Consider the following 26,201-nt stretch of genomic DNA (forward strand, 5'->3'; position numbering starts at 1 on the left):
TCAGCCGCCGGCGTGACCATGCGAGCCGTGACCATGCGAGCCGTGACTGTGCGTGCCGTGACCGTGGAAGCGGTGCACGGCATGGCCGAAGCCGCCATGGATGGCGCGGCACTGCAGCCGGCCGTGTGACCCGGGCACGGCTTCGAGCCCGGGGCCGCACGACCGCTTGCGTGAAAAGCCCATCGAGACCGCGGCGATCGTCGCGGTCCCCATCATCGTCAGCACCACGCGGCGCGAACGTTTCATCGGATGTGTCCCGATTAGTCGGCAGGCCAGTTTTTTATGATTTTAAGTCTGTGTCAAAGATCCGAATCCAAGCAAACAACACAAAGGCGGTGTTTTCGCGGCGATGGCGCGACGGAAATCAGCTGCCCCCGCCGAAGCCGAAGCCATGCCCAAATCCGCCGAAGCCGCCGCGCGAGACATGCGCCGACGACGCGTCGGCGACATGGCTGGAGCCGCCGCCCCTGGAGTCGGAATCACCGCCTGAGAATCCCCAGCGGCTGGAGCCGCTGCCACCACTGCCGCCACCCGAATGGCGCGTGTTGCAGTCGCCGGTTTGCGGCTGGGCGGCCATCGTCGGCGTCTCGGGGTCTTGCTGGCAGCTCGGCTGATGCGGCATCAGCGCGTAGGCGGTGCCGCCGACGGCGAGCGTGCCCATGACGAGCAGCGCCACATGGCCGGAGCGCTTCACCGGCGGGGTTGCCGGGGGCGGCGGCAGCGGCCTGCGCTTGCCGAACTCGGGGCGCTGCTCGGCCATGGTCAGTAGATCATCGAGGCGGCGTTGAGCGCGCCGGCGGACAGCGAGGCGAGCCCGAGCCAGATCGCGGAGGCGAGCTCGCCGGCGACGATGCGGTTGGCGAGGTCCGGCACGGGGATGCGCACGAGGTAATAGACGATCACCTGGACGATCAGCGCCACCAGCGCCCAGATCAGACAGTCCACCACGTTGGCAGAATGGGCAATGGCGCTGACCAGCGGCAGGGTGAAGCCGAGCAGGCTCAGTCCGAGCGCGATCGCCGCCGAGGGATGATTGTCCCGGATCAGCTGGAATTCATTGTAGGGCGTGACGCGGACGTAGATGAACAGGTACGCCGTCACCGCGAACAATGCGGTACAGAAGTACACCAGGAAGGCCGGAAGACCGGCGAGCGATTGCAGGATCATGGTCGGGCCCGACGCGGAGAGCTTTCATCTGTCGTGCCGCCAGCATGACCGGTTCGACGTGAACAAAGTCTATGCGCTGGACCTCTGATTCAGCATCTGCAGTACGGAATCCCCTGTCCTGCGGGTGTGGGCGCTGAGCGCCTGTGCGAAGCCCTGGGCGTCGCCTGTGCGCAGCAGCGCCATGAAGGCCTCGTGCTCGCCGAGCGACTCGTCCCAGCGGCGCGCGTCGTAATTGGCGACCGCGCGGGCGCGGAACACGCTCGCATGCAGCGTGCTCCAGATGTTGAGCAGCACGGCGTTGCCGGCCAGCTTGGTGATCTCGAGGTGGATCTGCTGGTTGAGCCGGAAATAGGCCGCGCGCTCCGACGTGCCGTGCAGCGCGACCAGCTCGGCATGCATCGCGTCGAGCCTGGCGATGTCCTCGGCTGTCGCGCGCGTTGCTGCGGCATGGCTTGCGGCGGCGTCGAGTGCGACCATCACGTCGAAGATCTCGGCGATCTCGCGGGCGTCGATCGGCGTCACCACCGGCGTGCGGTGCGGACGCAGCGTGATCAGGCCCTCGGCGGCGAGGATCTTGAACGCCTCGCGCAGCGGCGTGCGCGACACGCCGAAGGTCTCGCACAGCATCCGCTCCGGCAGCGGCGCGCCCGCGGCGAGCTCGCCGTCGATGATCATCTCGCGCACCTTGGCGACGAGCTGATCAGGTAGCGACAGCCGCGCCAGCGGCCGCGTCGGCTGGTCGGATGACAGCTTCAGCCGCGAAGGCTTGAAGCGCGTCTTCAATCGGGGCCGGGGTGCCGGGCTGGTCATGACAGGGGCTGCGGCTCCGCTCGGAGCTGCCTGAGATTCGGGCGGAGCGCCCGCGGATCAGGCAGAACGGCAAATTTTGATGCTATTCTAGATATTGAATTCATTATTAAAAATCAACATTGCATATCGCATCCAGAATGGCATGTCGCTTGCTGAAGGAGCGTGGACGGATTCGACCGACCTGCCCTGGAGATGGACGTGACACGCTTTCTGCTTTCGATTCTGGCCGTGCTGATGCTCGCGCTGCCGAGCTTCGCCGAGGACGCGCCGAAGATCAAACTCGGCTACGCCAAATGCGCGCATTGCACGCCGATGTCGCTGACGCCGCAGTTCGCGGAAGGCGTGGCCATCGACGCGGTCGGCTTCAACACCGGCACCGATGCGCTGACCGCGCTCGTCTCGAAGAACATCGATGTCGCGCAGGTCACCTATCTGCACTACGCCATCGCGCTCGATAAGGGGTTCGACGTCGTCGCCATTTCCGGCCAGGTCAATGGCGGCTCGGCGATCCTGCTCGCCAATGATCTGGAGATCGCGCAGGGCGACTGGAGCGCGCTCAAGGCTCTGATCGTCAAGTACAAGGCCGACGGCAAGCCGTTCCGCGTCGCCGCTTCGCGCGGCAATGCGCAGGACATCCACATGCGCGGCGCCTTCGCCAAGCAGGGCATCGACATCAACAAGGACGTGCAGTTCGTCAACATCCCCAATCCATCGGATCATCTGCAGGCGCTGCGCCGCAGCGAGGTCGAGCTGATCTGTACCGTCGAGCCGTTCGCCACCCAGATCATGCAGGCGAAGGCGGCGAAGTTCTTCGGCTTCCCCTACGACCAGGCCGCCGGCAAGCTGACCAACCTGATCCTGACCCGCTCCGACGTCATCGCGTCCAACCCGAAGGCGCTGGAGGGCGTGGTACGCGCGGTGGTGAAGGTCGACGCCCACATCGCCGCCGACAAGCCGGCGCTGATCGACGTCATCTCCAAGGTCACCGGCCTCGACAAGGCGATCGCCACCGGCGCGGTCGAGAACCTCGATCCCGATCCGAAGATGTATCGCTCCTCCGCGCTCGCCATCGCCGCGATGATGCGCGACCTCAAATACATCAACTCGGACGTCACGGCCGCCGTCGAGAAGAACCTCGACTACCGCTTCCTGGAAGCAGCCACTGGCAAGCCGAAGACCGAGCTCGGCTACTGAGATGATGGCGCTGAGCCGGCTGCGCAAGCTCGACCGCACTATCGTCCCCGTCCTCGTGCTCGCCGGCTGGGAGGCGTTCTCGCGCTCCGGCGCGCTGCCGGCGGCGTTGCTGCCGGCGCCGTCGACGGTCGTATGGGCGTGGGCGGATTGGCTGGTCGGCACCGACGGCAACACCCAGACCTATAGCGGCCATTGGCTCGCCGACATGCTGGCGAGCCTGTCGCGCGTCGCGGCGGGCTTCGCCATCGCCACCGTGCTTGGCGTGACGCTCGGCGTCGCCATCGGCTGGTCGCGCAAGACCGAGATCGTGATCGAGCCGACCTTGCAGATGCTGCGCCCGATCCCTCCGGTGTCGTGGATCCCGCTCGCCATCATCTGGTTCGGCATCGCCAACAAGCCGGCGATCTTCCTGGTGTTCCTCGGCGCCTTCTTCCCGATCCTGCTCAACACCATCCACGGCGTGAAGACCTGCGACCGCAACCTCATCCGCGCCGGCGCCATGGTCGGCGGCAGCGAGCGCAAGCTGCTGCGCTACATCGTGGTGCCCGCGGCCATGCCCAGCATTTTCGCCGGCCTGCGCATCGGCATCGGCTCGGCCTGGATGCTCACGGTCACGGCCGAAATGGTCGCAGTGAAGAGCGGGCTCGGCTACGTGCTGTGGGACAGCTATTATTTCCTGCGCTACGATCTGGTACTGGCGGCGATGGCGAGCATCGGCCTGCTCGGCTTCTGCAGCGATCTCGTCATCCGCACCGTGATGGCGCGGGTGCTGCACTGGCAGCGCAACACCACCCTGCGCGGTGGAGAGTGATGATGGCGACGATCGACATCTCCGGCGTCTCGAAGATCTTCGCCGACAGGAAGCGCAATGCCGACGTCACCGCACTGGCGAATATAAACCTCTCCATCGCGCGCAACGAGTTCGTCTGCCTGCTCGGCCCCTCCGGCTGCGGCAAGTCGACCTTGCTCAACATGATTGCCGGCTTCGAGCAGCCGAGCGCGGGCACTGTCACCGTCGATGGCCGGCCCGTGACCGCGCCCGGCGCCGATCGCGGCGTCGTGTTCCAGCACGCCAATCTGATGCCGTGGCTGCCGGTGTGGGAGAACGTCGCCTTTCACCTTCTGCTGGGCGGTGGCCAGAAGGCCGAGCGCCGTGCGCGCGCGCAGGTCTATATCGACATGGTCGGTCTCGCCGGCTTCGAGACCCATTATCCGTCCGAGCTGTCCGGCGGCATGAACCAGCGCGTCGGCATCGCCCGCGCGCTGCTGATGAATCCCCAGGTGATTCTGATGGACGAGCCGTTCGGCGCGCTCGACGAGCAGACCCGCATGGACATGCAGACCGAGCTGGTGCGGATCTGGCAGCAACACCAGGGCACGATCGTGTTCGTCACGCACGGCATCGACGAGGCGCTGACCTTGGGCACGCATGTGGCTGTCATGAGCGCGCGACCGGGCCGGATCGTCGAGATCATCCCGATCGACCTGCCGCGGCCGCGGGATATCACCAGCCCGCAATTCAACGCGCTGAAGCGTCATATCCTGGCGCTGTTGCGTGGAGAGCGGGCGGAGCAGGAGAGGGCGCTGGCATGATGCGTGGCGGCTGTCGTCTTCCCCAAGACCGTTGCGATAGACTACTTGCGGCCGATGTCGTCTCGGCACCGGCGGTGCACCCTCTCCCCTTGCGGGAGAGGGTGGTTTCTCACGAAGTGAGAAACCGGGTGAGGGGTCTCTCTCCGCGATCTCATCTGTCGAGGCAGACCCCTCACCCGACCGAGTTTGCTGCACGTTGGGACATGCCCTCTCCCGCAAGGGGAGAGGGCGCAGTCATGGGCAGCTCGCCCGCGGCTGCTCTCGAAGGAATACCCCACATGTTGGAGCCGGCTATGGCGAAAGGGCTCGATCACCCATGACCAAACGCACCCTTCTCGGCATGCTCACCCCATCGTCGAACACCGCGCTGGAGCCGATCACCTCGGCGATGGTGGCGGGGCTGCCCAACGTGTCGGCGCATTTCTCGCGCTTCAAGGTCACGGAGATCGCGCTATCGACCGATGCGCTGGCCCAGTTCGACATTTCCAACATCCTGCGCGCGGCCGAATTGCTCGCGCATGCCAAGGTCGACGTCATCGGCTGGAACGGCACCTCCTCGGGCTGGCTCGGCTTCGACGCCGACGTCCGCCTCTGCGAGCAGATCACCGCGGCCACCGGCATCCCCGCGACCACCTCGATGCTGGCGCTGAACGAGATCCTGACCACGGCAAAAGCCAAGACGCTCGGCCTCGTCACGCCCTATCGCGACGACGTTCAGGCGCGCATCATCGCAAATTACGCCAAGCTCGGCATCGCCTGCCGTGGCGACCGGCACCTCAACCTGCAGGACAATTTCTCCTTCGCCGAGGTGACGCCGACCGAGATCGAGACCATGATCCGCGAGGTCGCGCGCGAGAAGCCGGATGCCATCGCGGTGGTCTGCACCAATATGCGCGCCGCGCCGCTGGCGGCGCGGCTGGAGCTGGAGACCGGCATTCCGATTCTCGACACCATCGCCACCGTGGTATGGAAATCGCTGAAGCTGGCCGGCGTCGACCCCCGTGGCGTCAGCGAATGGGGATCGCTGTTTCACAAATTCGCCTGAGCCTGGAATTGGGAGAGCGCGTCACATGGCTGCATTCGACACCGTCATCCGCAACGGCACCGTCGCCACCGCGAGCGACACCTATCTGGCCGACGTCGCCATCAAGAGCGGCCGCATCGCCGCCATCGGCGAGGCCATCACCGATGCCGAAGAGATCGTCGATGCGAGCGGCCTGCTGGTGCTGCCCGGCGGCATCGACAGCCATGTCCACATCAGCCAGCCGTCCGGCCCCGGCATCGTCATGGCCGACGATTTCGAGAGCGCGACGCGCGCCGCCGCCTTCGGGGGCAACACTTTCGTGATGCCCTATTGCCTGCAGGAGAAGGGCCAGCCTTTGCGCGCGGCGCTGAAGGATTATCACGCGCTGGCCGACCAGGCCTGCTATATCGATCATTCCTTCCACCTGATCATCGCCGATCCCACGGATGCCGTGCTCGGCCAGGAGCTGCCGGCACTGGTCGCCGACGGCTATTCGTCGCTGAAGATCTTCATGACCTATGACGGCCTCGCGCTGAACGACTACGAGATTCTCGGCGTGCTCCAGGTCGCGCGCGAGCAGGGCGCGCTGGTGCAGATCCACGCCGAGAACTACGACGCCATCCGCTTCCTCACCGACCGGCTCGAGCGCGAAGGCAAGATCGCGCCGTACTATCACGGCAAGTCGCGCCCGATCCCGGTCGAGCGCGAGGCCACCCATCGCGCGATCTCGTTGGCTGAGCTCATCGACGTGCCGATCGTGATCGTCCACGTCTCCAACCGCGAGGCGATGGAGGAGATCCGCCGCGCGCAGATGCGAGGCCTGAAGATCCATGGCGAGACCTGCCCGCAATATCTGGTGCTCACCGAAGAGGACATGCAGGGCCTCAACATGGAGGGCGCCAAATATGTCTGTTCGCCGCCGCCCCGTGACAAGGCGAGCCAGGAGGCTTGCTGGGAAGGCCTGCAGCAGGGCGTGTTCTCGCTGTTCTCGTCAGATCACTGCCCGTTCCGCTACGACGACGAGGCCGGCAAGCTGACGCCGAAGGGCCGCACCAGCTTCCGCTGGGTCCCGAACGGCATCCCCGGCGTCGAGACCCGCCTGCCGATCCTGTTCTCCGAGGGCGTCAGCAAGGGCCGCATCACCCTCAACCAGTTCGTCGCGCTCACCGCGACCAACCATGCCAAGACGTATGGCCTGAAAGGCAAGGGCTCGATCGCCATCGGCTACGATGCGGACATCGCGTTGTGGGATCCGGCCAAGACCGCCAAGATCAGCCAGACCGGCCTGCACCACGGCTCTGACTACACGCCCTATGAGGGCATCGAGATATCAGGCTGGCCGGTCGCCACCATGCTGCGCGGAAAATTCGTCGTGCGCGATGGCAAGCTCCTCGGCGCGAAAGGCGATGGCCGCTACGTCACGCGCGGCAAGCCGGGCGGCGTGGCGTAAGGCGCGCTCTCTCCAAGCGTCGTTGCGAGCGAAGCGAACCAATCCAGGGTAGTGAGCGGGACTCTGGATTGCTTCGTCGCGGAGCCTGCCCTCGGGCTCGCCAGGAGGCGGGACCCGGGGGGCTCCTCGCAATGACGTGGGGAGGCATCACGCCCGGTGACGCCGTCCGTCTCCGTCCGCTGCACTGCACGCGCCACCCGCCGCTACCTCCGCCGTCCCTTTCTTGTTCCGGATGCGTCGAACCGTTGTTACAACTGCGCGACATACTCCTTGTCAGACAAGGAGTGCCGCCATGCCCGCGCTTGCATTTGCCAATAATGACATTGCCGTCGTCGCCTGGACCTTCGATCGCCGTCTCGACGGCTGTCTGGGCTTCGCCATTCACCGCATCGATCTCGCCGACAATTCCGACACCGTGCTGCCGGCGCTGGCGCGGTTTGCCGGGCAGACCGCCGACAAGCTCGCAACCGACCAGGCGCCGGTGCAGAAATTCTGGTGGAAGGATCTCGGCGCCAAGCGCGGCGGCAGCTACAAATATCGGATCGTGCCGATGGGCGGCACGCCCGGCCAGACGCTCAAGCCGCTCGACGGCGTCGCGCCGCTGGAGAGCAACCCGGTCACCTTGACGCCGGAACGGCCGCCGTTCCATGTCTATTTCAACCGCGGCATCACCGCGACCCAGGCGCTCACGCATGCATTGAACGATCATCCGAGCGTCGATGCGCTGGCCCCGCATATCCTCGATCCCAATGATCCGATCCGCATCCGTCTGATGGGGCAGCTACAGGACGGCCTGACCTCGCTGTTGAAACGCGCCGATGCCGGCGGCGGCACCATCCACGCCGCGCTCTACGAGCTCAACGATCCCCACGGCCTCGAGACGCAGCTGCACCAGAATCCGTCGAGCCGCACCGTCATTCTCGGCAACGAGCAGGGCAAGGACTCCGATGACGCCGATGAGGACAACCGCAAGGCGCTCAAGGCCGCCGGCGTGACCGTGATCGACCGCATCCTCGGCAAGGGCTCCATCCCGCACAACAAGTTCATGGTGCTCAGCGAGAACGGCAAGCCGACCGCGGTGCTGTCGGGCTCGACCAACTGGACCTCGACCGGACTCTGCACCCAGACCAACAACGCGCTGGTGGTGGAGAGCCCCGAGCTTGCCGAGCGCTATCTCGGCTATTGGGACGCTCTGAAGGCCGATGTCGACGCCGCCGACGGCGAGAAGTCGGCATTGCAGTCGAAAACCCTGCGTGACTTCGCTCATGCCAACAATGCCAGCTCGATCCAGACGCCGATCGATCTCGGCCACGGCGTCACCATCGAGCCGATGTTCTCGCCGAACACGCAAGGCAAGCTCGGAAAGAACCCGAAAACCCCGAACGACATGGGCCGCGTGTTCGAGCTGATGAAATCAGCCAAGCATGCGGTGCTGTTCCTCGCCTTTGATCCCGGCAACAACTCGATCCTCGACGTCGCCGGGCAATTGCTCAAGGACAAGCCCGATCTGTTCGTGCGCGGCGCGCTGACCAGCCCGGTGCGCGCGACCAACTTCTCCGCCGCGCTGCATTCCGGCGGCCATTCGGAAAGCGGGGCTGAGGACGATGCCGGCGGCGACGCGCCTGAGGTGAAGGTGGTCGGCGAGGCCGGCACGCCGAAGAAGCAGGGCGCCAAGGGCAGCATCGATTTCCGCGGCGTGCCCGCCGGCGCGGTGCAGGACGCGTTCGGCAAATGGGAGCGCGAGCTCGCGAAATACGGCTTCGCCATCATCCACAACAAGATCGTGGTGATCGATCCGTTCAGCGACGACTGCGTCGTCGTCACCGGCTCGCACAATCTCGGCTTCCGCGCCTCGCATAACAACGACGAGAACATGCTGATCATCCGCGGCCACCGCGGTCTCGCCGAAGCCTATGCCTGCCACGTCCTCGACCTCTACGATCACTATGCGTGGCGCTGGCTCCTGAAGGAGCATCCGGAGATCTTCGGCAAGCCGCTGCAGGGTGACGACAGCTGGCAGGAGCGCTACATCAAGGGCGCGGAGGAGAAATCGCCGGAGCTGCGGTTCTGGATGTCGGCGGCAGGCGGCGGGGCAGCAGCAAGCGCCGATGAGAGCACCCCCGGCGGCGCAGCTGCGAGAAAGAAGAAGCCATCAGCCGCCGCCCCCAGAAAGCCGGCCGGTACGGTCGCAAAGACCAGGATCGGAAAGGCGCCAAACAAGCCAGCCAAGAAAGTTCCGAAGAAGGCCGCCGCCGCGGCGAAGAGCTCAGCCGGCCGCAAGACGACAAAGAAGAAGACGGTGAAGAAGGCGAACAAGAGCGTCGCGGCGAAGAAGGCCAAGGCAAAGACCACGAAAAAGTCAGCGAAGTCTCCTGCGAGCAAGCCGAAGACTGCGAAGAAGAAACGTTGATACGCCTGGCGTCGTCCACGTGCCGGTTCTGGTCGCCCGGATGAGCGAGACTTATCCGGGCTCGACAAGCTGCAGGAGGTTTCGAAAGTCCTGGCGCGGTTACAGGTGCAAGGAAGCGTACATCGCGGCACAACAAACCGTCATCGCCCGGCTTGACCGGGCGATCCAGTACGCTGGGACGGTCGTGATATCCTCGATCGGCGGCGGCGTGCTGGATGCTCGGCTGTAGCCGGCCCTCGGGGCCGCCGGAGGCGGAGCATGGCAAGCGGTGGACACGGCGGGAGCTCCATGGAGCTTGCGATCATTTCCTTGGCTTGGGAGCGATTGTCGTCGGCTTTGACGGCGGTTGACAAGCGGTGCCCGATCCCCGGTTGATCGTGGCGGTCACCCTTCCCTTGTCGACCTCGACGTGCGAGACGCCGGTCGTCATGTCGACCAGGAGGCGGTCGCCGCGCAGCACGTTGCCGCATTGCGTCAACACCACGTCGCCGAGCATGCTGATGAGATTGGTCTTGGTGTCGAAGACCGCACGCTGGCCACTGGCCGTCTGGTCTTTGCGCGTCACGACCACGCCGCCGCCCGCTTCCAGCCGTTTGATCTCGGTGTTGCCGCTCGGTCCGGGCTGGTCCGAATGCAGGGGCCGCTTTGATTTGGCGGTGTTTGCGTTCGGCGAGCGCTGTTGACCTGAGGCATAGAGCACCTCCAGGCTCTTCGACCTCATCGTGGTGTCGCCCTGGACCACCTTGACGTTGTCTGAGAAGGTGGCTCGGTTGCTCTTCTTTCTCACCTCCAAAGCATCAGCCTCGATCCGGACTGGCTGATCCCTGTTCTGGGAGAATCCCTGCACGGCATTGGGGACAGAACTCTGCGCGCTGGCGTCGCAGGCGGTGAAAGGCGACACCGCGACCACGACTGCCAATACAGCCGCGCGTCGGTCGGAACGGATCATTGCGGCCATGGCGACTCTGAACATGAGCTCGATCATACGAAAATCAGAACGTCAGTGGAACAGGCGCCGATGCTCGCGCCGGTTATTGTTTCGCTTGATCAAGCTTGACAGGACGCGTGCCGTTTGGGCGACGGGTAATTCGCGGCGTCTCTAGAGATGGTCTGTCGCGCTACAGAGGCGGGGCTATCGCACATGAAGCTACGCCGATTAGCCATGAACCAACCTGACAGTTAGTAACTCCCTCACGTTCGCCGCGTGGAGTCGGTCTACCGCGACAGCGGGGCCGCGCTCTCGCGCTTCACCGACAGCTCCTGATGGCTGATCGCCCAGACATAGGCCGACACCGCTTCGACATCCGCCAGGTTCAGATCGCCATCGCGTCCGGGCGCCACTTCCATGTTGTGCAGGATGGTGCGCTTCACGCCGTTGACGCTGCCGTCGCTCCACACGAACATCCCGGCGGTCAAATCGTTGCCGTTCGGCGTGCCCTTGCCGTCGATGGCATGACAGACGCTGCACTGGCCCTTCGCGGCTTCGCCATGGAAGATGCGGTCGCCGAGCAGGATGTGCTCCCTGGTGAAGCCCGAGGGCACCGGCAGCGTTTCGGCGGCGGGGCGTTTCTGATCCCGGTCGATGCTGAGCGGCGGCGTCACCAGCTTGAACTCGGTCGGCTCGGGGTCCGCGGCCGACGCAGGAGCGGTGCATGTGAGAATGACGCAGGCCGAAACCGCCAGCGCGATGCAGCGCAATCTCATGAGTCCCCCCTTCCGCCAAGCACGAAACTCGCTCCGCCGACCCATGCGGTGCTATCAGGCACTCGTGGTTCGACAGGGGTGTATGCTAGCATTGCGGAACCGGATGCTGGAAGTCTCCGTAGAGAATGGGGCTATCGCATATGACGATCCACGTTTGAAGCTTTTGAGTTGCTGACGCGACTGGCGGTTTAGCCATGAGGTGAATGAGAGTCCTGCCGCTCTGACAAATTTCGCTTATACAGAAATTTTATCTTTCGCTTTCTCAGAAAACGTGCTCTACTCCGCTTAGTCCCGCCCCAACGAGGGGACGCTTCGCGGTCGTCACGGACGTCGGGTGTGGGAAGCGATGGGCGCTGTGGGCTCGCAGCATGGCTTGGCCGTGCGGACGAACGATTCCATGCGCACGGTGAAGTGGCGTGGTCCTGGCCTCCCGGTGCTGAGGTCAAGCCTGCTGGCGTTGCGGAAAACGCTGCCGGTGAGCGATGGGGGCAAGAGAGCCGGTCCCCAGGGAGATCGCCTATAAATCGTAAAGCCATCGCGCGGGGAGGGCCGGGTGTTTCGGCCAGACCTGTGGTGACTGCCGCCTGCATTCTTTTTCTGCAGGCGGGCCACGGGCGCGGCCAGCGCCCGGCCTTCCCTGCGCCCTCAGTTTGCTAGAGGGCGGCGAGGATGCCGAACAACTCGGGCGCAGGGCGCTGCGAGATCGCGATGATGTGGGATGCTGGATTTTGACGAACTGTGTGGTGTCGATGGCGCTCATGCGCGAGGCGCTCGCGTTCGTTGGCTGAAAGGCGAGGGCGGCCGTGCCTGCTCGTTTGAGACGCACAGGCGCGGCAATGGTGGTCGGCTCCCCTCCCCCTTGCGGGGAGGGGTTGGGGGTGGGGGTTACTTGCTCAGGATAGAGTTTGGGGCAGGGGGGCGTGTAAGCGGCGAGCTTAGTGCTTAGTTGTCTGGAGTGCGGTGGCTCTCATGCAGACCATTTCCGGGGACCCCCACCCCCGACCCCTCCCCGCAAGGGGGAGGGGAGCGCAGCGCGCGCTTGGCGAGTGCTTGGCTCCAACGCGGGCTGGCCCGGAGCAAATGGCCGGTCCGTCAGCAACACCACCCCCCCACAAACAAAAACCCCGCCATTTGCGGCGGGGCCCAGTCTGGGAGGAGCAAGCCGTGAGGCCTGCCGAGTTGCCCAGTGAAAGATCAGGCGGGGATGCGCTCGTCGAGGTCGTGCGGCTCGCGCAGCACGTAGCCGCGGCCCCAGACGGTCTCGATGAAGTTGCGGCCTTCGGAGGCGTTGGCGAGCTTCTTGCGCAGCTTGCAGATGAACACGTCGATGATCTTCAGCTCGGGCTCGTCCATGCCGCCGTAGAGATGATTGAGGAACATCTCCTTGGTGAGCGTGGTGCCCTTGCGGAGCGAGAGCAGCTCCAGCATCTGATATTCCTTGCCGGTCAGGTGCACGCGCTGGCCGCCGACTTCGACGGTCTTGGTGTCGAGGTTCACGACGAGGTCGCCGGTCTGGATGACCGACTGGGCGTGGCCCTTGGAGCGGCGGACGATCGCGTGGATGCGGGCGATCAGCTCGTCCTTGTGGAATGGCTTGGTCATGTAGTCGTCGGCGCCGAAGCCGAGGCCTTTGACCTTGTCCTCGATGCCAGCGAGGCCGGACAGGATCAGGATCGGAGTCTTGATCTTGGAGACACGCAACTGCTTGAGCACGTCGTAACCGGACATGTCGGGCAGATTGAGGTCGAGAAGGATGATGTCGTAATCGTACAACTTGCCGAGGTCGACGCCTTCTTCGCCGAGGTCAGTCGTGTAGACGTTGAAGCTCTCGGACTTCAACATCAACTCGATCGACTGCGCGACAGCGCTGTCATCCTCAATCAGCAAAACGCGCATGCCAGTTCCCCATAGTCGCCGCTCCGGGCGTCAGGTCGGCCGCCATCGCGGCACTCAAAACGCCTTTGAACAACTGATTCGGATCCTGACGAGAGATGGTTAACAAATCCTGATTCCGCTGCGCAAGCTCTATCCGTGCAATTTTTGTCGAATCGCCGTAAGGTGTTGCGAAGAAGCAGTTTTTCCTAGCCGTCCTCGTTCAAGCTCCATGTGAAGAGATGGAACTAACCGACTCTCGTTCCTCACCGCTTTTGGGGGGCGGCAAAGCGCACGACGTCAGTCACTCCAGACCATGACGCAATGATTAATGATGCGAGTAAACACAGAGTTAAACCGGGCAAGCGAATCTGCCCCTACTTAAGGTTTTCGCAATGAAGGCGCTTTCGTGATGAAGGACGTTCCGCGATGAAGGGCGTTTGTGATGAAAGCTCTTGCTGAGCAAATCAGCGACATCGACGCGGTCAACACCTATGGCCGCGTCGTCGGCGTGAAGGGACTGATGGTCGAGATCGCCGGGCCGATCCACGCGATGTCGGTCGGCGCGCGCATCGTCATCGAGACCGGCAGCACGGTCATTCCTGCCGAGGTGATCGGCTTCTCCGGCAAGAACGCGGTGGTGATGCCGTTCGCGGGGCTGGAAGGCGTGAGGCGCGGCTGCCGCGCGGTCATCGCTAATTCGGCCAACCAGGTGCGGCCGTCGCCGGCCTGGCTCGGCCGTGTCGTCAACGCCATGGGCGAGCCGATCGACGGCAAGGGGCCGCTGCCATCGGGCGCGGCGCCGGTTCCCTACCGCAACAATCCGCCGCCGGCGCATTCGCGCAAGCGCGTCGGCGCGCCGCTCGATCTCGGCGTGCGGGCCTTGAACACGTTTCTCACCTGCTGCCGCGGCCAGCGGCTCGGCATCTTCGCCGGCTCCGGCGTCGGCAAATCGGTGCTGCTGTCGATGCTGGCGCGCAACGTCGATGCCGCGGTGTCGGTGATCGGGCTGATCGGCGAGCGCGGCCGCGAGGTGCAGGAGTTCCTGCAGGACGATCTCGGCGAAGAGGGCCTCGCGCGCTCCGTCGTCGTCGTCGCGACCTCCGACGAGCCGGCGCTGATGCGGCGGCAGGCGGCGTATCTGACGCTCGCAATCTCCGAGTATTTTCGCGACGAGGGTAAGGATGTTCTCTGCCTGATGGACTCGGTGACGCGCTTTGCGATGGCCCAGCGTGAGATCGGGCTGTCGGCTGGCGAGCCGCCGACCGCCAAGGGCTACACGCCGACAGTCTTCACCGAGCTGCCGAAACTGCTGGAGCGGGCCGGGCCGGGCAGCGGCGAAGGCACCATCACCGGGATCTTCACGGTGCTGGTCGACGGCGACGATCATAATGAGCCGGTCGCGGACGCGGTGCGCGGCATTCTCGACGGCCACGTCGTGATGCAGCGTTCGATCGCTGAACGCGGCCGCTATCCGGCGATCAACATCCTCAAATCGGTTTCGCGGACGATGCCGAAATCGGCCGACCCCGTATTCCTGCCGACGATCATGCGGGCGCGCCAGGTGATGGCGACCTATGCCGACATGGAGGAGCTGATCCGGCTCGGGGCCTATCGCGCGGGCTCGAGCCCGGAGGTCGACGAGGCGATCCGGCTGCACGAGCCGCTGGAGACCTTCCTGCGGCAGCGCAAGGACGAGGTCTGTACCCTTTCTCAAGGGTATCGGGAGCTGGAGCAGATCCTGGGGCGCTTGGAAACGGAAAGCTAACTTTGTCGGGTAATCATCCCCTCCATGTAACGAGCCTAGTCGGTCGGCCCAGCAAGGGCGGCCGGCCGTGTCCCGCGCCGTCCACGGGACTTCTGGGGAGTATGAGTCGATGAAGTCGCGCGAAACGCTGATCCGTCTGAAGAAATTTCAGGTGGATGAGAAACGCCGCCGGGTGACGCAGATCGAGGGCATGATCGCTGACTTCCAGCGCATGTCGGCCGAGCTCGAGCGGGAAATCCAGACCGAACAGGAGCGGGCCGGCATCAACGACCCGACCCATTTCGCTTATCCGACCTATGCCAAGGCGGCGATCCAGCGCCGCGAGAACCTGACGCGCTCGGCCGACGAGCTGCGCGCCCAGCTCGAGGACGCCAAGGCCGCGCTGTCCGAGGCGTTCGAGGAGATGAAGAAGGTCGAGCTGCTCGACGAGCGCGACCAGGCCCGTGAAAAGGCCGAAGAGAGCGCCCGCGAGCAGGCCGACATGGACAGTATCGGCCTGATGCGCGCCCGGCTCGGCGTCATCGCCTGAGCCGGACCGTCATGGTCGGAGACTATCGAAAACCCGGGCCGCAAGGTCCGGGTTTTTCGTCGCGCCCGCCCGGCTGGAGCGCCGCGCGCGATGTGTGCTACGGGAGGTCTGGTCCGAATGATGGAGTGGGGCGATTTTCGGGGACGCTGAATGCTGACGCCGGCAGAGCTGGTCTGGCTGCTTGCCGCAGTTGCCAAGAGGGATGAGGCCGCGTTCGAGCGCCTCTACGCGGCGACGCGCGCGAAACTCTATGGCGTCGTGCTCCGTATCTTGCACCGTCAGGACCTCGCCGAGGAGGTCGTGCAGGAGACCTATGTGAAGGTCTGGAACAACGCGGCCCAGTTCGATCCGGCGGTGTCTTCCCCCATTACCTGGATGGCCGCGATTGCCCGCAACCGCGCCATCGACCTGGTGCGCAAGCGCGGCGAGCTGTCTTTGGAGGATGAGCCCTCCGCGCTGGAAGTCGCGGCCGAGACGCCGGATCCGCTGGCGCGGCGCGAGATGTCGGAGGAGCTCAAGCGTCTCCTGGAATGCGTCGGGCGGCTCGAGCCCGACCGCCAGAAGCTCGTGCTGCTTGCCTACTATAACGGCTGGAGCCGCGAGCAATTGGCGACCAAGTTCGAGGCGCCGGTGAATACGGTGAAGACCTGGCTGCGGCGGAGCATGATGGATATCCGCCAATGCCTGGGGATCGGATGAGAGGCGGCTTGGACTGAACGTGGACGATAGACCTTGTGGGTGACGTGACTTGGACCTGTGATGGCGTATAGCGAAGACCATATCGCGCTGGCGGCTGAGTATGCGCTGGGCACGCTCGATGCCGTCGAGCGCGCACAGGTCGAGACCATGATGACCGCCGATCAGGGGTTCGCGGCGCTGGTCCAGACATGGGAGTTTCGTCTCGGCTCGCTGAACCAGATGGTCGGCCTCGTTGAACCGCGCCCGGAGCTGTGGCAGCGGATCAAGGCCGAGATCGCGCGGTCGGAACCGGCCGTGGCTGCCGAGGCCGCTGCTGTTCAGGCCGTGCCGGCGGCTGTTTCTCCGGTCGTCGTCTCTCCGCCCGAGCGGCCTGCGCCGGACGTCGTGCCGGTTGGACCAAAGGCCGAGCCGCCGAAGCTCGAGACGCTCGTCGCCGAAGTGCCTGAGGTGGAGCCTCCGAAGATGGAGTCTCCCAAGATTGAGCCGACAAAGACGGAGCCTTCGATCGTCGATCTGAAGGGACCGGAGGCGCCGCCGATCGAGATCGCGCGGTCTCGAGCCGCGAGCGGGGCGCCGCCCTTGCGGGCACCGCGCCGGAATATGTCCGGCGCGCGGGAGGGCGCGAACGACAATGCCAACGTGGTGCGGCTCTCTTCCAGAGTGCGGCAGTGGCGCGCAGTGGCCAATGTGATGACCGCGGTTGCCGCGGCTCTGCTGGCGCTCGTCGGTGTGCAGCTCTATCGGCCGGATCTGCTCCCGCTGCGCCTGCAGCCGAAGCCGCTGATTCAGACGGCGCAGGTCAAGGTTCCGGCCACGCCGGAGCCCGCCGCGCAATTCGTTGCGCTGTTGCAGAAGGATGCGGCGTCGCCCGCCTTCATCCTGACCGTCGACTCCGCGACCCGCAGCTACACGGTCCGCCGGGTCGGGGCCGCGCCGGAGCCCGGCAAGAGCTTCGAACTGTGGATCGTCTCCGACAAGCTGCAGAAGCCGCGTTCGCTCGGCGTGATCGGCGGCAGCGATTTCACCAGTCGACCGGTTCTGTCGTCCTACGACCCGGACGTCGTCAGCCGCGCCACCTATGCGGTGACAGTCGAGCCGGAGGGCGGCTCGCCGACCGGGCAGGCGACGGGGCCGATTGTGTTTACAGGCAAGCTGATCGAGACGGTACCACCAGGGAAGTGAGTGCGACGGCAAAAAAGAAAACGCCCGTGGGGAGCGGGCGTTTTCGGTAGTCGACTTGGGGTTGGGTCTACTACATATCCACGCGGCCAGTTGGGGGGGGCTGTGAGAACCGCGTGAATTCCGGGAATTCCTGTCAGCGAACCACCGACGCTTCCGAACTCGTCACCGCGACCGGCTTGCCGGCCTTGATGACCTTTGCTGTCTGCGCGTAGTTCGGCTCTGCATTCAGGCGGGCTGAGATGCCGAGGCCGGCCACCGCGATGCCAGCCACGAGCGCAACCACCACGATCTTGAGGTGGGTCGTCCGGTCCGCGCTGTAAATCGAGTGGTTCATGGAGGCCTCCTACTGCCTTCCGTGCTTCGCCGATTCGTGTGAGCCGGGCCGTTTCCGGTTCATCGTCTCGCCTTCAAGAACGTAGGAAACCTCGATTCCGTTTCGTAGTGAACATCACAAGTGTGTGACAAGTCGTGATGCTTCGCGATTGCAAGTCGATAAAATGAATATAGTTCATCATAAACAACGGCTTATGTGGCAGTTCGGTCTGCGGCGGAAAAATCAGCCACCTAACGCAAATTTAAGAAATCATTTGCCTGTGGCGGTAAAGCACAGACGAGTTTGCCTCGAAAAATGGCAAAACCGGTCCCAAGGCCCGGTTCTGCATTCAACAACTTGGGACTGACTCGCAGGTTCCGCGCCACTTTCTTAAACGCTTCCCACCGTCTTCAGCCGCGCCCGCGGATGGATCTCGGCCTGGGACAGCACCGTCGTCTGAGCGCGGAAGCGCTCCACCAGCGAGCGAACGAACGGACGGATCGCCGCCGAGGTCACCAGCACCGGCGATTCGCCTTCGCGCGCGGCGCGCTCGAAGGCGTCGCGGGTCGCGGTCATGAACTCAGACAGTTTCGACGGCTGCATCGCGAGACTGCGCTCCTCGCCCTGGCCGATCAGCGATTCCGCAAACGCCTGCTCCCACTTCGCCGACAACGCGATCAGCGGCAGGTAGCCCATCGGCGAGGTGTTCTGGGCGCAGATCTGGCGTGCGAGCCGGGCGCGCACATGCTCGACGATCGACGCCGGATTGCGCGAGAAGGCGAGCGCGTCGGCGACGCCTTCGAGGATGGTCGAGAGGTCGCGGATCGAGATGCGCTCCGACAACAGTAGCTGCAGCACGCGCTGAATGCCGGAGATCGTGATCTGCGTCGGCACGATGTCCTTGACCAGCTCGCTCTGCTCCTTCGGCAGCTCCTTGAGAAGCTTCTGCACCTCGCCGTAGGAGAGCAGGTCGCTCATATTCGCCTTGAGCAGCTCGGTCAGATGCGTCGACAGCACGGTCGCCGCGTCCACCACCGTGTAGCCCTTCAGCGTCGCCTCCTCCTTCAGTCCCGCGTCGACCCAGGTGGCGGGCAGCCCGAAGGTCGGCTCTGTCGTGTGGATGCCGGGCACCGCGACCTGGTTGCCGCCGGGGTCCATGACCATGAACTGACTCGGCCAGATCTTGCCGGAGCCGGCGTCGACCTCCTTGATCTTGATGATGTAGGTGTTGGCCTCGAGCTGGACGTTGTCGAGGATGCGCACCGACGGCATTACGAAGCCCATCTCGATCGCCAGCGACCGCCTGAGCGCCTTGATCTGGTCGGTCAGCCGGTCGGTGCCGTCGGGCGCGTTGACCAGCGGCAGCAGCGCGTAGCCGAGCTCGATCTTGAGGTCGTCGATCTTGAGCGCGGCGGAGATCGGCTCCTCGGCAGCCGCGGCGCTGGCCGCGGCGGCGGGCGCGGCAGCGGCTGCAGCGATCTCCTCGGCCTTGGCGACTTCCTTATGCCGGCGGGCCTTCAGCGCGAGCGCGGCAGCGCCGCCGCCGAGCGCAAGGAAGGGGACGGTCGGGATGCCAGGCAGCAGGGCCAGCACCAGCATGACGGCGGCCGACATGCCGAGCGCCTGCGGATAGCCGGAGAACTGCTTGATCAGCGCCTTGTCGGCCGCGCCGGTGACGCCGGCCTTGGAGACGAGCAGGCCCGCCGCGGTGGAGACGATCAGCGCCGGCACCTGGGTGACGAGGCCGTCGCCGACCGTCAGCGTCGTGTAGGTGCGGGCGGCTTCGGCAAAGCCCAGGCCCTGCTGGGCGACGCCGATGATGATGCCGCCGATGATGTTGATGAAGACGACGAGCAGGCCTGCGACCGCGTCGCCGCGGACGAATTTGGAGGCGCCGTCCATGGCGCCGAAGAAGCCGCTTTCATCCTCCAGTTCCTTGCGCCTGATCTTGGCGACCTTCTCGTCGATCAGGCCGGCGGAGAGATCGGCGTCGATCGCCATCTGCTTGCCGGGCATGGAGTCCAAATGGAAGCGCGCCGCGACCTCGGCGATGCGGCCCGAACCCTTGGTGATGACGACGAAGTTCACCGTCACCAGGATCGCGAACACGATGATGCCGATGACGAAGTTGCCGCCCATCACGAAATTGCCGAACGCCTCGATGACGTGGCCGGCCGCATCGGTGCCCTCATGGCCGCGCGACAGGATCAGCCTTGTCGAGGCCAGGTTCAGCGACAGCCGCAGCATCGTCGAGATCAGCAGGATGGTCGGGAAGGACGAGAATTCCAGCGGCGCCTGGATGAACAGGGCGGTCATCAGAATCAGGATCGACAGGGTGATCGAGATCGCCAGGAAGAGGTCGAGCACCAGCGAAGGCAGCGGCAGGATCAGCACCACCAGGATGGTGAGGATGCCGAGCGCCAGCGCGATGTCGCCGCGCATGATCAGCGTCTTGAGATCGCCGATCGAAAAACCGCCGGCCGGTGCACCGGCCCCCTGACCCGCCGTGACGTCGACCATGGCTTTCGCCCCTTCCCGCGGACCGCGTTTACCGGTCCCAAACGACTGCGCGGCGGCCACAGGGCCACCGTTCCGAAACTGAGGTACCGCGCTGGCGTCCACGGAAGCTCTCCCCCGTCAACTGCACCCAATCACGACACGCACATTCCCACTGGGCAATTTTTGCCCGGTGTATGGTTAGCGTTCGGTTAACGGCGGTTAACGAAAGGTTGCGGGAAGCGGGGATGCGCGCTCCTGCCGCGCTGTTCGGATGAAATTCTTTCGGGCCTCGCCCTTCGAGACGACCGCCTCCGGCGGTCTCCTCAGGGTGAGGGGAGGGGCTGCGTTGGACGGCTCGAAGCATGTCGCCTGCTGCGCGCCCTCCGCCATGAGCCTGCCGCGCATGGATGACGTGCAGCACCAGTCTCCGTACCAAATCCTCATGGTGAGGAGCCGCGTAGCGGCGTCTCGAACCATGAGGCCCGTGCTGCCGCTCCGCACCGGGACTGTCCAAAGGCATGCGTCTCGCAGGCATGCGACATCATCTCCCGCAGCGCATCGCGCCCGAGTTGTGCAATCAGATCCGCCCTCGACACAAGGAGGGCGCAGGGAAGGCCGGGCGCTGGCCGCGCCCGTGGCCCGCCTGCAGCAAAAAAAGCAGGCGGCAGTCACCACAGGTCTGGCCGAACACACCCGGCCCTCCCTGCGCGACGGTTGGAACGGCTTATACGTGGTCTCCCTGGTGCGCCGGGCTTGTTGGCCACCATCCCCACGCGAAGCGAAGCTTCGTCGTGAGTTGATACCAGCGTCGGGGTATCAGGACCGCACGATTTCGCCGTGCGCAACGAACCGTTCGTCCGCGCGACCGTAAGGCCACGCTGCGATTCGCTGCGCCCATCGCATCCCACCTCCCACGTCTCGTGACGGTCGCGACACGCCCCTCCGGCGGAAGCAGGACGGAGAGAGATATACATGATTTCCGAAAAAATGAAATAGAGAAATTTCTGAAAATAAAAATTCCGGCCGCCCGGCTTCACATTGCTCGAGCACACTGCGGCAAGGATATGGAGAGCTCGATCGCGATGAACATCCCGGTGACGGCAAGCGACGTCATCCGTAGTTTCGCGGACGTGCCCGTTCGTAGCAATTTGTAACAGCGCTAGCTGCTGCCTCCATTAAACACCGCGTGCTGCTATCGTCACGCGACCAAGGAGCATGCGATGTTTCGTTCGACACTTGCCGTTCTGCTGGTGACGAGCCTGTGGCTCGTGCAGTCCATCTCGCTTTCACCGGCGCATGCAGGTGCTTTCCTGGAGCGTTGGCAAGCGCGGATGGCCGCACGCGAGGTCGACGGTCAAAACGCGCCGGCCGCAGAATATGTCTATGGCGCCGATCCGCTACAGACGCTCGATTATTGGCAGGCGAGGGCGGGCGTCGCCGCGCCGCTGATCGTATTTGTGCATGGCGGTGGCTGGAAGCGCGGTGACAAGCGCAACGCGACCGGGGCTGAGAAGGTCGCGCATCTCCTGGCGCAGGGCTATGCCTTCGCGTCTATCGACTATCGCCTCGTTCCGGAAGCAACCGTGGAGCAGCAGGCCTCGGACGTTGCCGCGGCCGTGGCGTGGTTGCGTACCAATTCGGAGCGGTTGGGGATCAATCCGGCGCGCATCGTGCTGATGGGGCACAGCGCCGGCGCGCATCTCGTGGCGCTGGTCGGGACCGATCCGCGCTACTTGCGCGCGGTCGGGCTGTCGTTGCGCGACGTCAGCGGCATCATCGCGCTGGATGGCGCATGCTACGACGTGGCGCGCCAGCTCTCCGATAGCGGGCGCTTCATGATCGACACCTACATCCAGGCGTTCGGCACCGACCCCGCGCGCCAGCGGGCGCTGTCGCCGACGCTGCAGGCCGCAAAGCCGAACGCGCCGGCGTTCCTGATCCTCCATGTCGACCGCGCCGACGGCAAGGCGCAGTCCGAGGCGCTCGGCGCTGCCCTGGCGCAGGCGGGCACGCCGGCCGAGGTCCAGGGCGTCGGCGGCACCGGCCTGCGCGGCCACATGGAGATCAACCGCGAGCTCGGCGATCCCAACTATCCGGCCACCGCGATCGTCGATGCCTGGTTGCGCAAGATGATCGGCACGAAGTGACATTCACGGCGCCGCCGCCGTCCTGACGGCACGACGGTGACGCTGGACCATCTGCCCGGACGCGGCGCCGCGCCGCCCGTCCTATGGTCGACGTGACATCGCTCATGAAGCTGATGGCGAAGCGCTCTGCGAACGACAAGAGTGCTTCTGTTATCGCGAGAAGACATCTGCTATCGCGATGATGATCCACGCGATCCGCGCGCGTGCCTAAAGCTTCACGACGATCTTTCCGGAATGCGAGCCGGACCGGAGATGGGCATACGCCTCGCTGACGTCGTCGAAGTCATAGACCCGATCGACGACCGGAGGAATCGCGTGGTCGCTCAGGAATCGATTCTTGGCCGTGAAATGTTCGACCGAACCCACGGTGACGCCGATGATGTCAGCATTCTCCCATTGCAGGCTGGCGAGGTCGGGCTTCGGGCCGATCCCAGTCAACACGCCGATCTGAACGATCTTGCCGCCAGATGCGACCGAGCGCAGCGATCGGTCGTAGGTGCCGGGTCCGCCGAATTCGAGGACATGACTGGCGCCTTCGCCGTCCGTCGCTTTCATCACGGCGACATCCCAATCGGGCGTCCCATGTCGCGCCAACAGAGCGCGCCTGAACCAAGTTTCCGGATCGTGTGAGTCGCGCGCCGGCCGGCTTCAAGTTTTTCTGATCGCTGCGATCATCGAAACCCTTTGGCGGCAGTGACCGGAGTTCTTTAGAAACATTCTAAATCGATTCCGGAGAACGTGAAAGATGCTCCTTGAAACATTCCGCCGTAGCGTACGGCTGACCTTGGCCGTCTCAGGCCTGGCCGGGCTTGCCTCGTTTGTGGCCATAGCTGATCTGCGCGCGGACGGGCCGGCACCGGCTCCGGCCTATGTGCCCACTGTGAGTGATCTGATGATCGCCACCATCCAGCCGCGCCACGTCAGGCTGTGGATCGCGGCGCACAGCGGCAATTGGGCGTTCAGCGCCTACGAGCTCGGCAATCTCAAGGGCGCTTTCAATCGCGTCAGCCGTGCGCAGCCGCTGGTCGATGGCAATTCGTTCGCCGACATGAACGCGGCGGTGACGCAGCAGCCGTTCGACGCGCTGGCGCAGGCCATCAAGCAGAAGGATCTGTCGCAGTTCGAGCGGTCCTATGCGGATCTCACCGCCGCCTGCAATTCCTGCCATCAGGCGCTCAACCGCGCCGTGGTCGTGATCAAGGTGCCGCAAACCGCGAGCGTCGCCGACCAGGACTTTGCGCCCGGCGCGGAGTGAGGCAAAGCAAGCGAGCCCGCGCGATCGTCCCGCGAAAGCAACGCTTGGCGCGGCACCGATGGTGCGTCGTGTCGTCGAGGCCGCGATGGCGCTGCCTGTCTTCGCCGCCGCTCACCCGCTTGCGCAGCCGGATGCGCCGGAGGCGCTGCGCGGGGGAGCCGTAGCATCTTAAGTCCGCCGCAAGGCGTTGTGTCATCACCGCGCTGGCTGGCCGCCCTCCCGTTTCATCCAGTCGCGGAACGGCTCGAACAGCGCCTTGGTCTCGTCCTCGCTCATGCGCCGATACGATTTGGCCCAACGCGATCAGCGTTTACCCCCTGTCGCGCAATAGGTCTGCCAGAACTGCCGATAGCCTGCCTCGACGCAGCGCGTGTAGTTGGCGACGTCGCCGGCCGGCGAGCGTGCGACCATGCCGGGCAGTTCGGCGCGCAGCTTCGCCAGCAGCTCCGGCTGGGCAGCGAAGGTCTTGGCGATGCGGATGTAGCCGTCATCATCAGCGGCGACCCAGTCGGGCAGTCCGGCCGCGGTGAGAATGCCGCCGGCCGCGCGCGAGGCCGCGCCGAGGCCGAGCTTCGCCACCACCGGCACGCCCATATACAGCGACTCGAACGTCGAGATGCCGCCATTCTGCGGGAACGGATCCAGCGAGATGTCGATGCGGTCATACGAGCGCAGATGCTCGCTGCGCTCGCTGGCACCGAGGCAGACCAGGCGCGCCTCCGGCACCCCGCGGCTGACGAAGCGGCTGATCAACCCGTCGCGCACCATGGGATCGTTGAGCGCGAGATGCTTGATGACGAGATCGGCATCCGGCACCTCGGCCAGCAGCCGGGCCCACAGCGCGATCGCCTCGTCGGAAATCTTGTCGATGCGGTTGTAGACACCGAAGGTGACATGGCCGTTCTGCAGCATCGGCAGCGGCGAGGGCCGGATGTCGAGCAGCGGATCGATCGTGATCACCGAGGGCAGATCGTGGACGTGCTCGGCGAACAGCGGCCGGACGTTCTCCGGCACCGTGACCGGATCGGCGAAAAAGTAGTCCATCGTCTCGAGGCCCGTGCCGGTGCCGCTGCCCCAGGCCGTGACCTGGATCGGCGCCGGCTTGCGCGCGAACACCGGCATGCGGGTGCCGGTGGTGTAGCCGGAGAGATCGACGAGGATGTCGACGCCGTCGGCCTGGATGCGGTCGGCGAGCTCGTCGTCGGAGAGGTTGGCGGCCTCGACCCAGACGTCGGCGATCGCCTTGAACTGCGCGGTGAAATCGTCGTGCCGCGGCGAGGCCGAGTAACAGTTGACCTGCAGCTGCGACTTGTCGTGCCCGCGCAGCACCGGCAGGAAGGCGAAGGCCGCCGAGTGCATGCGGAAATCGGCCGAGACGTAGCCGACCACGATGCGCCGGTTGGGATCGAGCGAGCGCGGCGCGAGCGTGCGGCGCGGGAATTTGGAGCCGACCGCCACCCACCAATATTTCCGCGTCGCCTGCTGCACGGCGAAATCGGCGCCGGAGAGGAAGTCGAGATAGAAGATCTTCTTGGTGATCGCCTCGTCATAGTCCGGCTGTACGGCCAGCGCCTGATCGAATCGCGCGACCGCACCGGCGACGTCGCCGAGACGGCCGAGGCAGGCGCCGAGCAGAGTGAGGGCGGTCTGGGCGGCGGGGTTGGCGTCGAGCACGCGCCGGCAGGCCGCCATGGCCGCGGCGATGTTGCCCTTGAGAATCGAGATCTGCGCCTTGCCCTGCCATCCCAGTTGCAGCTGCGGATCCAGCCGCACGGCGGCATCGAAATCGGCCTCCGCGGCGTCGGTGTGTCCCGACAGCATGTAGAGCCGGCCGCGATGCGCCAGCAGTTCGGCATGCATCGGCCGCGCGGCGAGAGCTGCGTTGAAGATCGCCTCCGCGAGCTCGAAATGATGCAGCTCGAGATGGGCGAGACCCTTGTTGACCATGGCCTCGAAATGGGTCGGGTTGAACGTCAGCGCTTGCTCGGCGCTGGCCGCCGCGGCGTCCCAGTGCCGCAGCATCAATTCGGCGACGGCACGGTTGCTCCAGGAGTCGACGTCATCCGGCTTCAGCTCCAGCGCCCGCACTGCGTTCGCCAGAGCCGCCTCGCCCTTCTTGAGCCGCAGCAGGGCGATCGTCAGGTTGCGCAGCGTGATCGGCGCGTTGGGCCGCAGCGCCAGCGATCGCTCCAGCGACGCGCGCGCCTCCTCGTAGCGTTCGCAATTCACCAGCGCCCAGCCGAGATTGGAATGCGCGTCCGCCGAGTTCGGCTCGAGCGCCACGGCCTGCGCCAGGAAGGTCGCCGCCTCGGCGAAGCGGGCGGATGACACCAGGGACACGCCGAGCAGGTGCATGGCGTCGAAACAGTCCGGCACTTCCTGCAGCAGCTTCGCGCATTGCGCCTGCGCTTCCGCCTGGCGTCCCGCCTGGAAGGCCCTGAATGCCACCGTCAGCTGCGTCTCGATCAGCTTCTTCTGCTTCTTTTCCTGCCGTGCCTTCTGGAAGGCGCGCGAACCGACGGTGCTCAAGGGATCATGTCTCCGGACGGGCAGGACAAGCGTTGCGGCCGAACGGCCGCCGTCGC

The 26,201-nt window shown here is 65.0% G+C and carries 22 protein-coding genes and 1 pseudogene; 12 read left to right on the forward strand and 11 right to left on the reverse strand.

Features of this window, described 5'->3' with window-relative positions:
• From BRADO_RS06980 to BRADO_RS06995, 4 genes are all read right to left on the reverse strand, one after another.
• A complete protein-coding gene (locus BRADO_RS06980) occupies positions 1-246 on the reverse strand; it encodes a hypothetical protein (protein WP_011924607.1) in 246 nt (81 codons plus the stop codon).
• A gap of 118 nt (positions 247-364) precedes the next feature.
• On the reverse strand, positions 365-760 hold the full coding sequence (locus BRADO_RS06985) for a hypothetical protein (protein ID WP_011924608.1): 396 nt from the start codon (positions 758-760) through the stop codon (positions 365-367).
• Positions 761-762: 2 nt separating this feature from the next.
• Entirely contained in the window at positions 763-1,167 is a 405-nt protein-coding gene (locus tag BRADO_RS06990; protein ID WP_011924609.1) for a DUF350 domain-containing protein, read from the reverse strand.
• A gap of 69 nt (positions 1,168-1,236) precedes the next feature.
• On the reverse strand, positions 1,237-1,977 hold the full coding sequence (locus tag BRADO_RS06995; RefSeq protein WP_011924610.1) for a GntR family transcriptional regulator: 741 nt from the start codon (positions 1,975-1,977) through the stop codon (positions 1,237-1,239).
• Between the two features lie 192 nt (positions 1,978-2,169).
• Here BRADO_RS06995 and BRADO_RS07000 point away from each other — a divergent pair, with 192 nt between their 5' ends.
• From BRADO_RS07000 to BRADO_RS07025, 6 genes are all read left to right on the forward strand, one after another.
• Complete coding sequence (locus tag BRADO_RS07000) at positions 2,170-3,171, forward strand: ABC transporter substrate-binding protein (protein ID WP_011924611.1); 1,002 nt, start codon at positions 2,170-2,172, stop codon at positions 3,169-3,171.
• A 1-nt stretch (position 3,172) separates the two neighbouring features.
• On the forward strand, positions 3,173-3,982 hold the full coding sequence (locus BRADO_RS07005) for an ABC transporter permease (RefSeq protein WP_011924612.1): 810 nt from the start codon (positions 3,173-3,175) through the stop codon (positions 3,980-3,982).
• A gap of 2 nt (positions 3,983-3,984) precedes the next feature.
• A complete protein-coding gene (locus BRADO_RS07010) occupies positions 3,985-4,764 on the forward strand; it encodes an ABC transporter ATP-binding protein (RefSeq protein WP_011924613.1) in 780 nt (259 codons plus the stop codon).
• A 316-nt stretch (positions 4,765-5,080) separates the two neighbouring features.
• Entirely contained in the window at positions 5,081-5,809 is a 729-nt protein-coding gene (locus BRADO_RS07015) for an aspartate/glutamate racemase family protein (RefSeq protein ID WP_011924614.1), read from the forward strand.
• A gap of 25 nt (positions 5,810-5,834) precedes the next feature.
• Positions 5,835-7,238, forward strand: coding sequence for a dihydropyrimidinase (hydA, locus tag BRADO_RS07020; RefSeq protein WP_011924615.1), 1,404 nt, complete (start codon positions 5,835-5,837; stop codon positions 7,236-7,238).
• Between the two features lie 292 nt (positions 7,239-7,530).
• Positions 7,531-9,648 (forward strand): phospholipase D-like domain-containing protein, encoded by a 2,118-nt coding sequence (locus BRADO_RS07025; protein ID WP_011924616.1) that lies wholly within the window; start codon positions 7,531-7,533, stop codon positions 9,646-9,648.
• A 301-nt stretch (positions 9,649-9,949) separates the two neighbouring features.
• Here the strand turns inward: BRADO_RS07025 and BRADO_RS07035 are convergent, their stop codons facing one another.
• The 3 genes from BRADO_RS07035 to ctrA form a co-directional block, all read right to left on the reverse strand.
• Positions 9,950-10,633, reverse strand: a complete 684-nt coding sequence (locus BRADO_RS07035) for an LptA/OstA family protein (protein WP_244422980.1) — start codon at positions 10,631-10,633, stop codon at positions 9,950-9,952.
• 230 nt (positions 10,634-10,863) lie between these two features.
• Entirely contained in the window at positions 10,864-11,352 is a 489-nt protein-coding gene (locus BRADO_RS07040) for a hypothetical protein (RefSeq protein ID WP_157872529.1), read from the reverse strand.
• A gap of 1,194 nt (positions 11,353-12,546) precedes the next feature.
• Positions 12,547-13,248, reverse strand: coding sequence for a response regulator transcription factor CtrA (ctrA, locus tag BRADO_RS07045; protein ID WP_006614002.1), 702 nt, complete (start codon positions 13,246-13,248; stop codon positions 12,547-12,549).
• A gap of 421 nt (positions 13,249-13,669) precedes the next feature.
• Here ctrA and fliI point away from each other — a divergent pair, with 421 nt between their 5' ends.
• The 4 genes from fliI to BRADO_RS07065 all read left to right on the forward strand — a co-directional run bounded on the left by fliI (position 13,670) and on the right by BRADO_RS07065 (position 17,402).
• On the forward strand, positions 13,670-14,992 hold the full coding sequence (fliI, locus tag BRADO_RS07050; protein ID WP_041756204.1) for a flagellar protein export ATPase FliI: 1,323 nt from the start codon (positions 13,670-13,672) through the stop codon (positions 14,990-14,992).
• A gap of 109 nt (positions 14,993-15,101) precedes the next feature.
• Positions 15,102-15,521, forward strand: a complete 420-nt coding sequence (fliJ, locus tag BRADO_RS07055; protein ID WP_008960735.1) for a flagellar export protein FliJ — start codon at positions 15,102-15,104, stop codon at positions 15,519-15,521.
• Between the two features lie 150 nt (positions 15,522-15,671).
• Positions 15,672-16,220, forward strand: coding sequence for a sigma-70 family RNA polymerase sigma factor (locus BRADO_RS07060; RefSeq protein ID WP_011924620.1), 549 nt, complete (start codon positions 15,672-15,674; stop codon positions 16,218-16,220).
• 60 nt (positions 16,221-16,280) lie between these two features.
• Positions 16,281-17,402 carry an anti-sigma factor domain-containing protein gene (locus BRADO_RS07065; RefSeq protein ID WP_041756205.1) on the forward strand — a complete coding sequence of 374 codons (1,122 nt, stop codon included), beginning with the start codon at positions 16,281-16,283 and terminating at the stop codon, positions 17,400-17,402.
• 133 nt (positions 17,403-17,535) lie between these two features.
• Here BRADO_RS07065 and BRADO_RS07070 read toward each other — a convergent pair whose 3' ends face one another.
• Complete coding sequence (locus BRADO_RS07070; protein WP_011924622.1) at positions 17,536-17,736, reverse strand: hypothetical protein; 201 nt, start codon at positions 17,734-17,736, stop codon at positions 17,536-17,538.
• 369 nt (positions 17,737-18,105) lie between these two features.
• Complete coding sequence (gene flhA / locus BRADO_RS07075) at positions 18,106-20,235, reverse strand: flagellar biosynthesis protein FlhA (protein ID WP_041756206.1); 2,130 nt, start codon at positions 20,233-20,235, stop codon at positions 18,106-18,108.
• Between the two features lie 1,199 nt (positions 20,236-21,434).
• Between flhA and BRADO_RS07085 the strand changes: the two genes are divergently transcribed.
• Entirely contained in the window at positions 21,435-22,361 is a 927-nt protein-coding gene (locus tag BRADO_RS07085; protein WP_011924624.1) for an alpha/beta hydrolase, read from the forward strand.
• A 207-nt stretch (positions 22,362-22,568) separates the two neighbouring features.
• Here the strand turns inward: BRADO_RS07085 and BRADO_RS07090 are convergent.
• Positions 22,569-22,943, reverse strand: a pseudogene (locus BRADO_RS07090) (zinc-binding dehydrogenase); the annotation flags it as partial.
• Positions 22,944-23,106: 163 nt separating this feature from the next.
• Here BRADO_RS07090 and BRADO_RS07095 point away from each other — a divergent pair.
• Positions 23,107-23,616 (forward strand): cytochrome c, encoded by a 510-nt coding sequence (locus tag BRADO_RS07095; protein ID WP_041756208.1) that lies wholly within the window; start codon positions 23,107-23,109, stop codon positions 23,614-23,616.
• Between the two features lie 303 nt (positions 23,617-23,919).
• Here BRADO_RS07095 and BRADO_RS07100 read toward each other — a convergent pair whose 3' ends face one another.
• Positions 23,920-26,145, reverse strand: a complete 2,226-nt coding sequence (locus BRADO_RS07100; protein ID WP_011924627.1) for a tetratricopeptide repeat protein — start codon at positions 26,143-26,145, stop codon at positions 23,920-23,922.
• Positions 26,146-26,201: the final 56 nt, after the last annotated feature.

The sequence above is a fragment of the Bradyrhizobium sp. ORS 278 genome (assembly GCF_000026145.1).
Classification (GTDB): domain Bacteria; phylum Pseudomonadota; class Alphaproteobacteria; order Rhizobiales; family Xanthobacteraceae; genus Bradyrhizobium.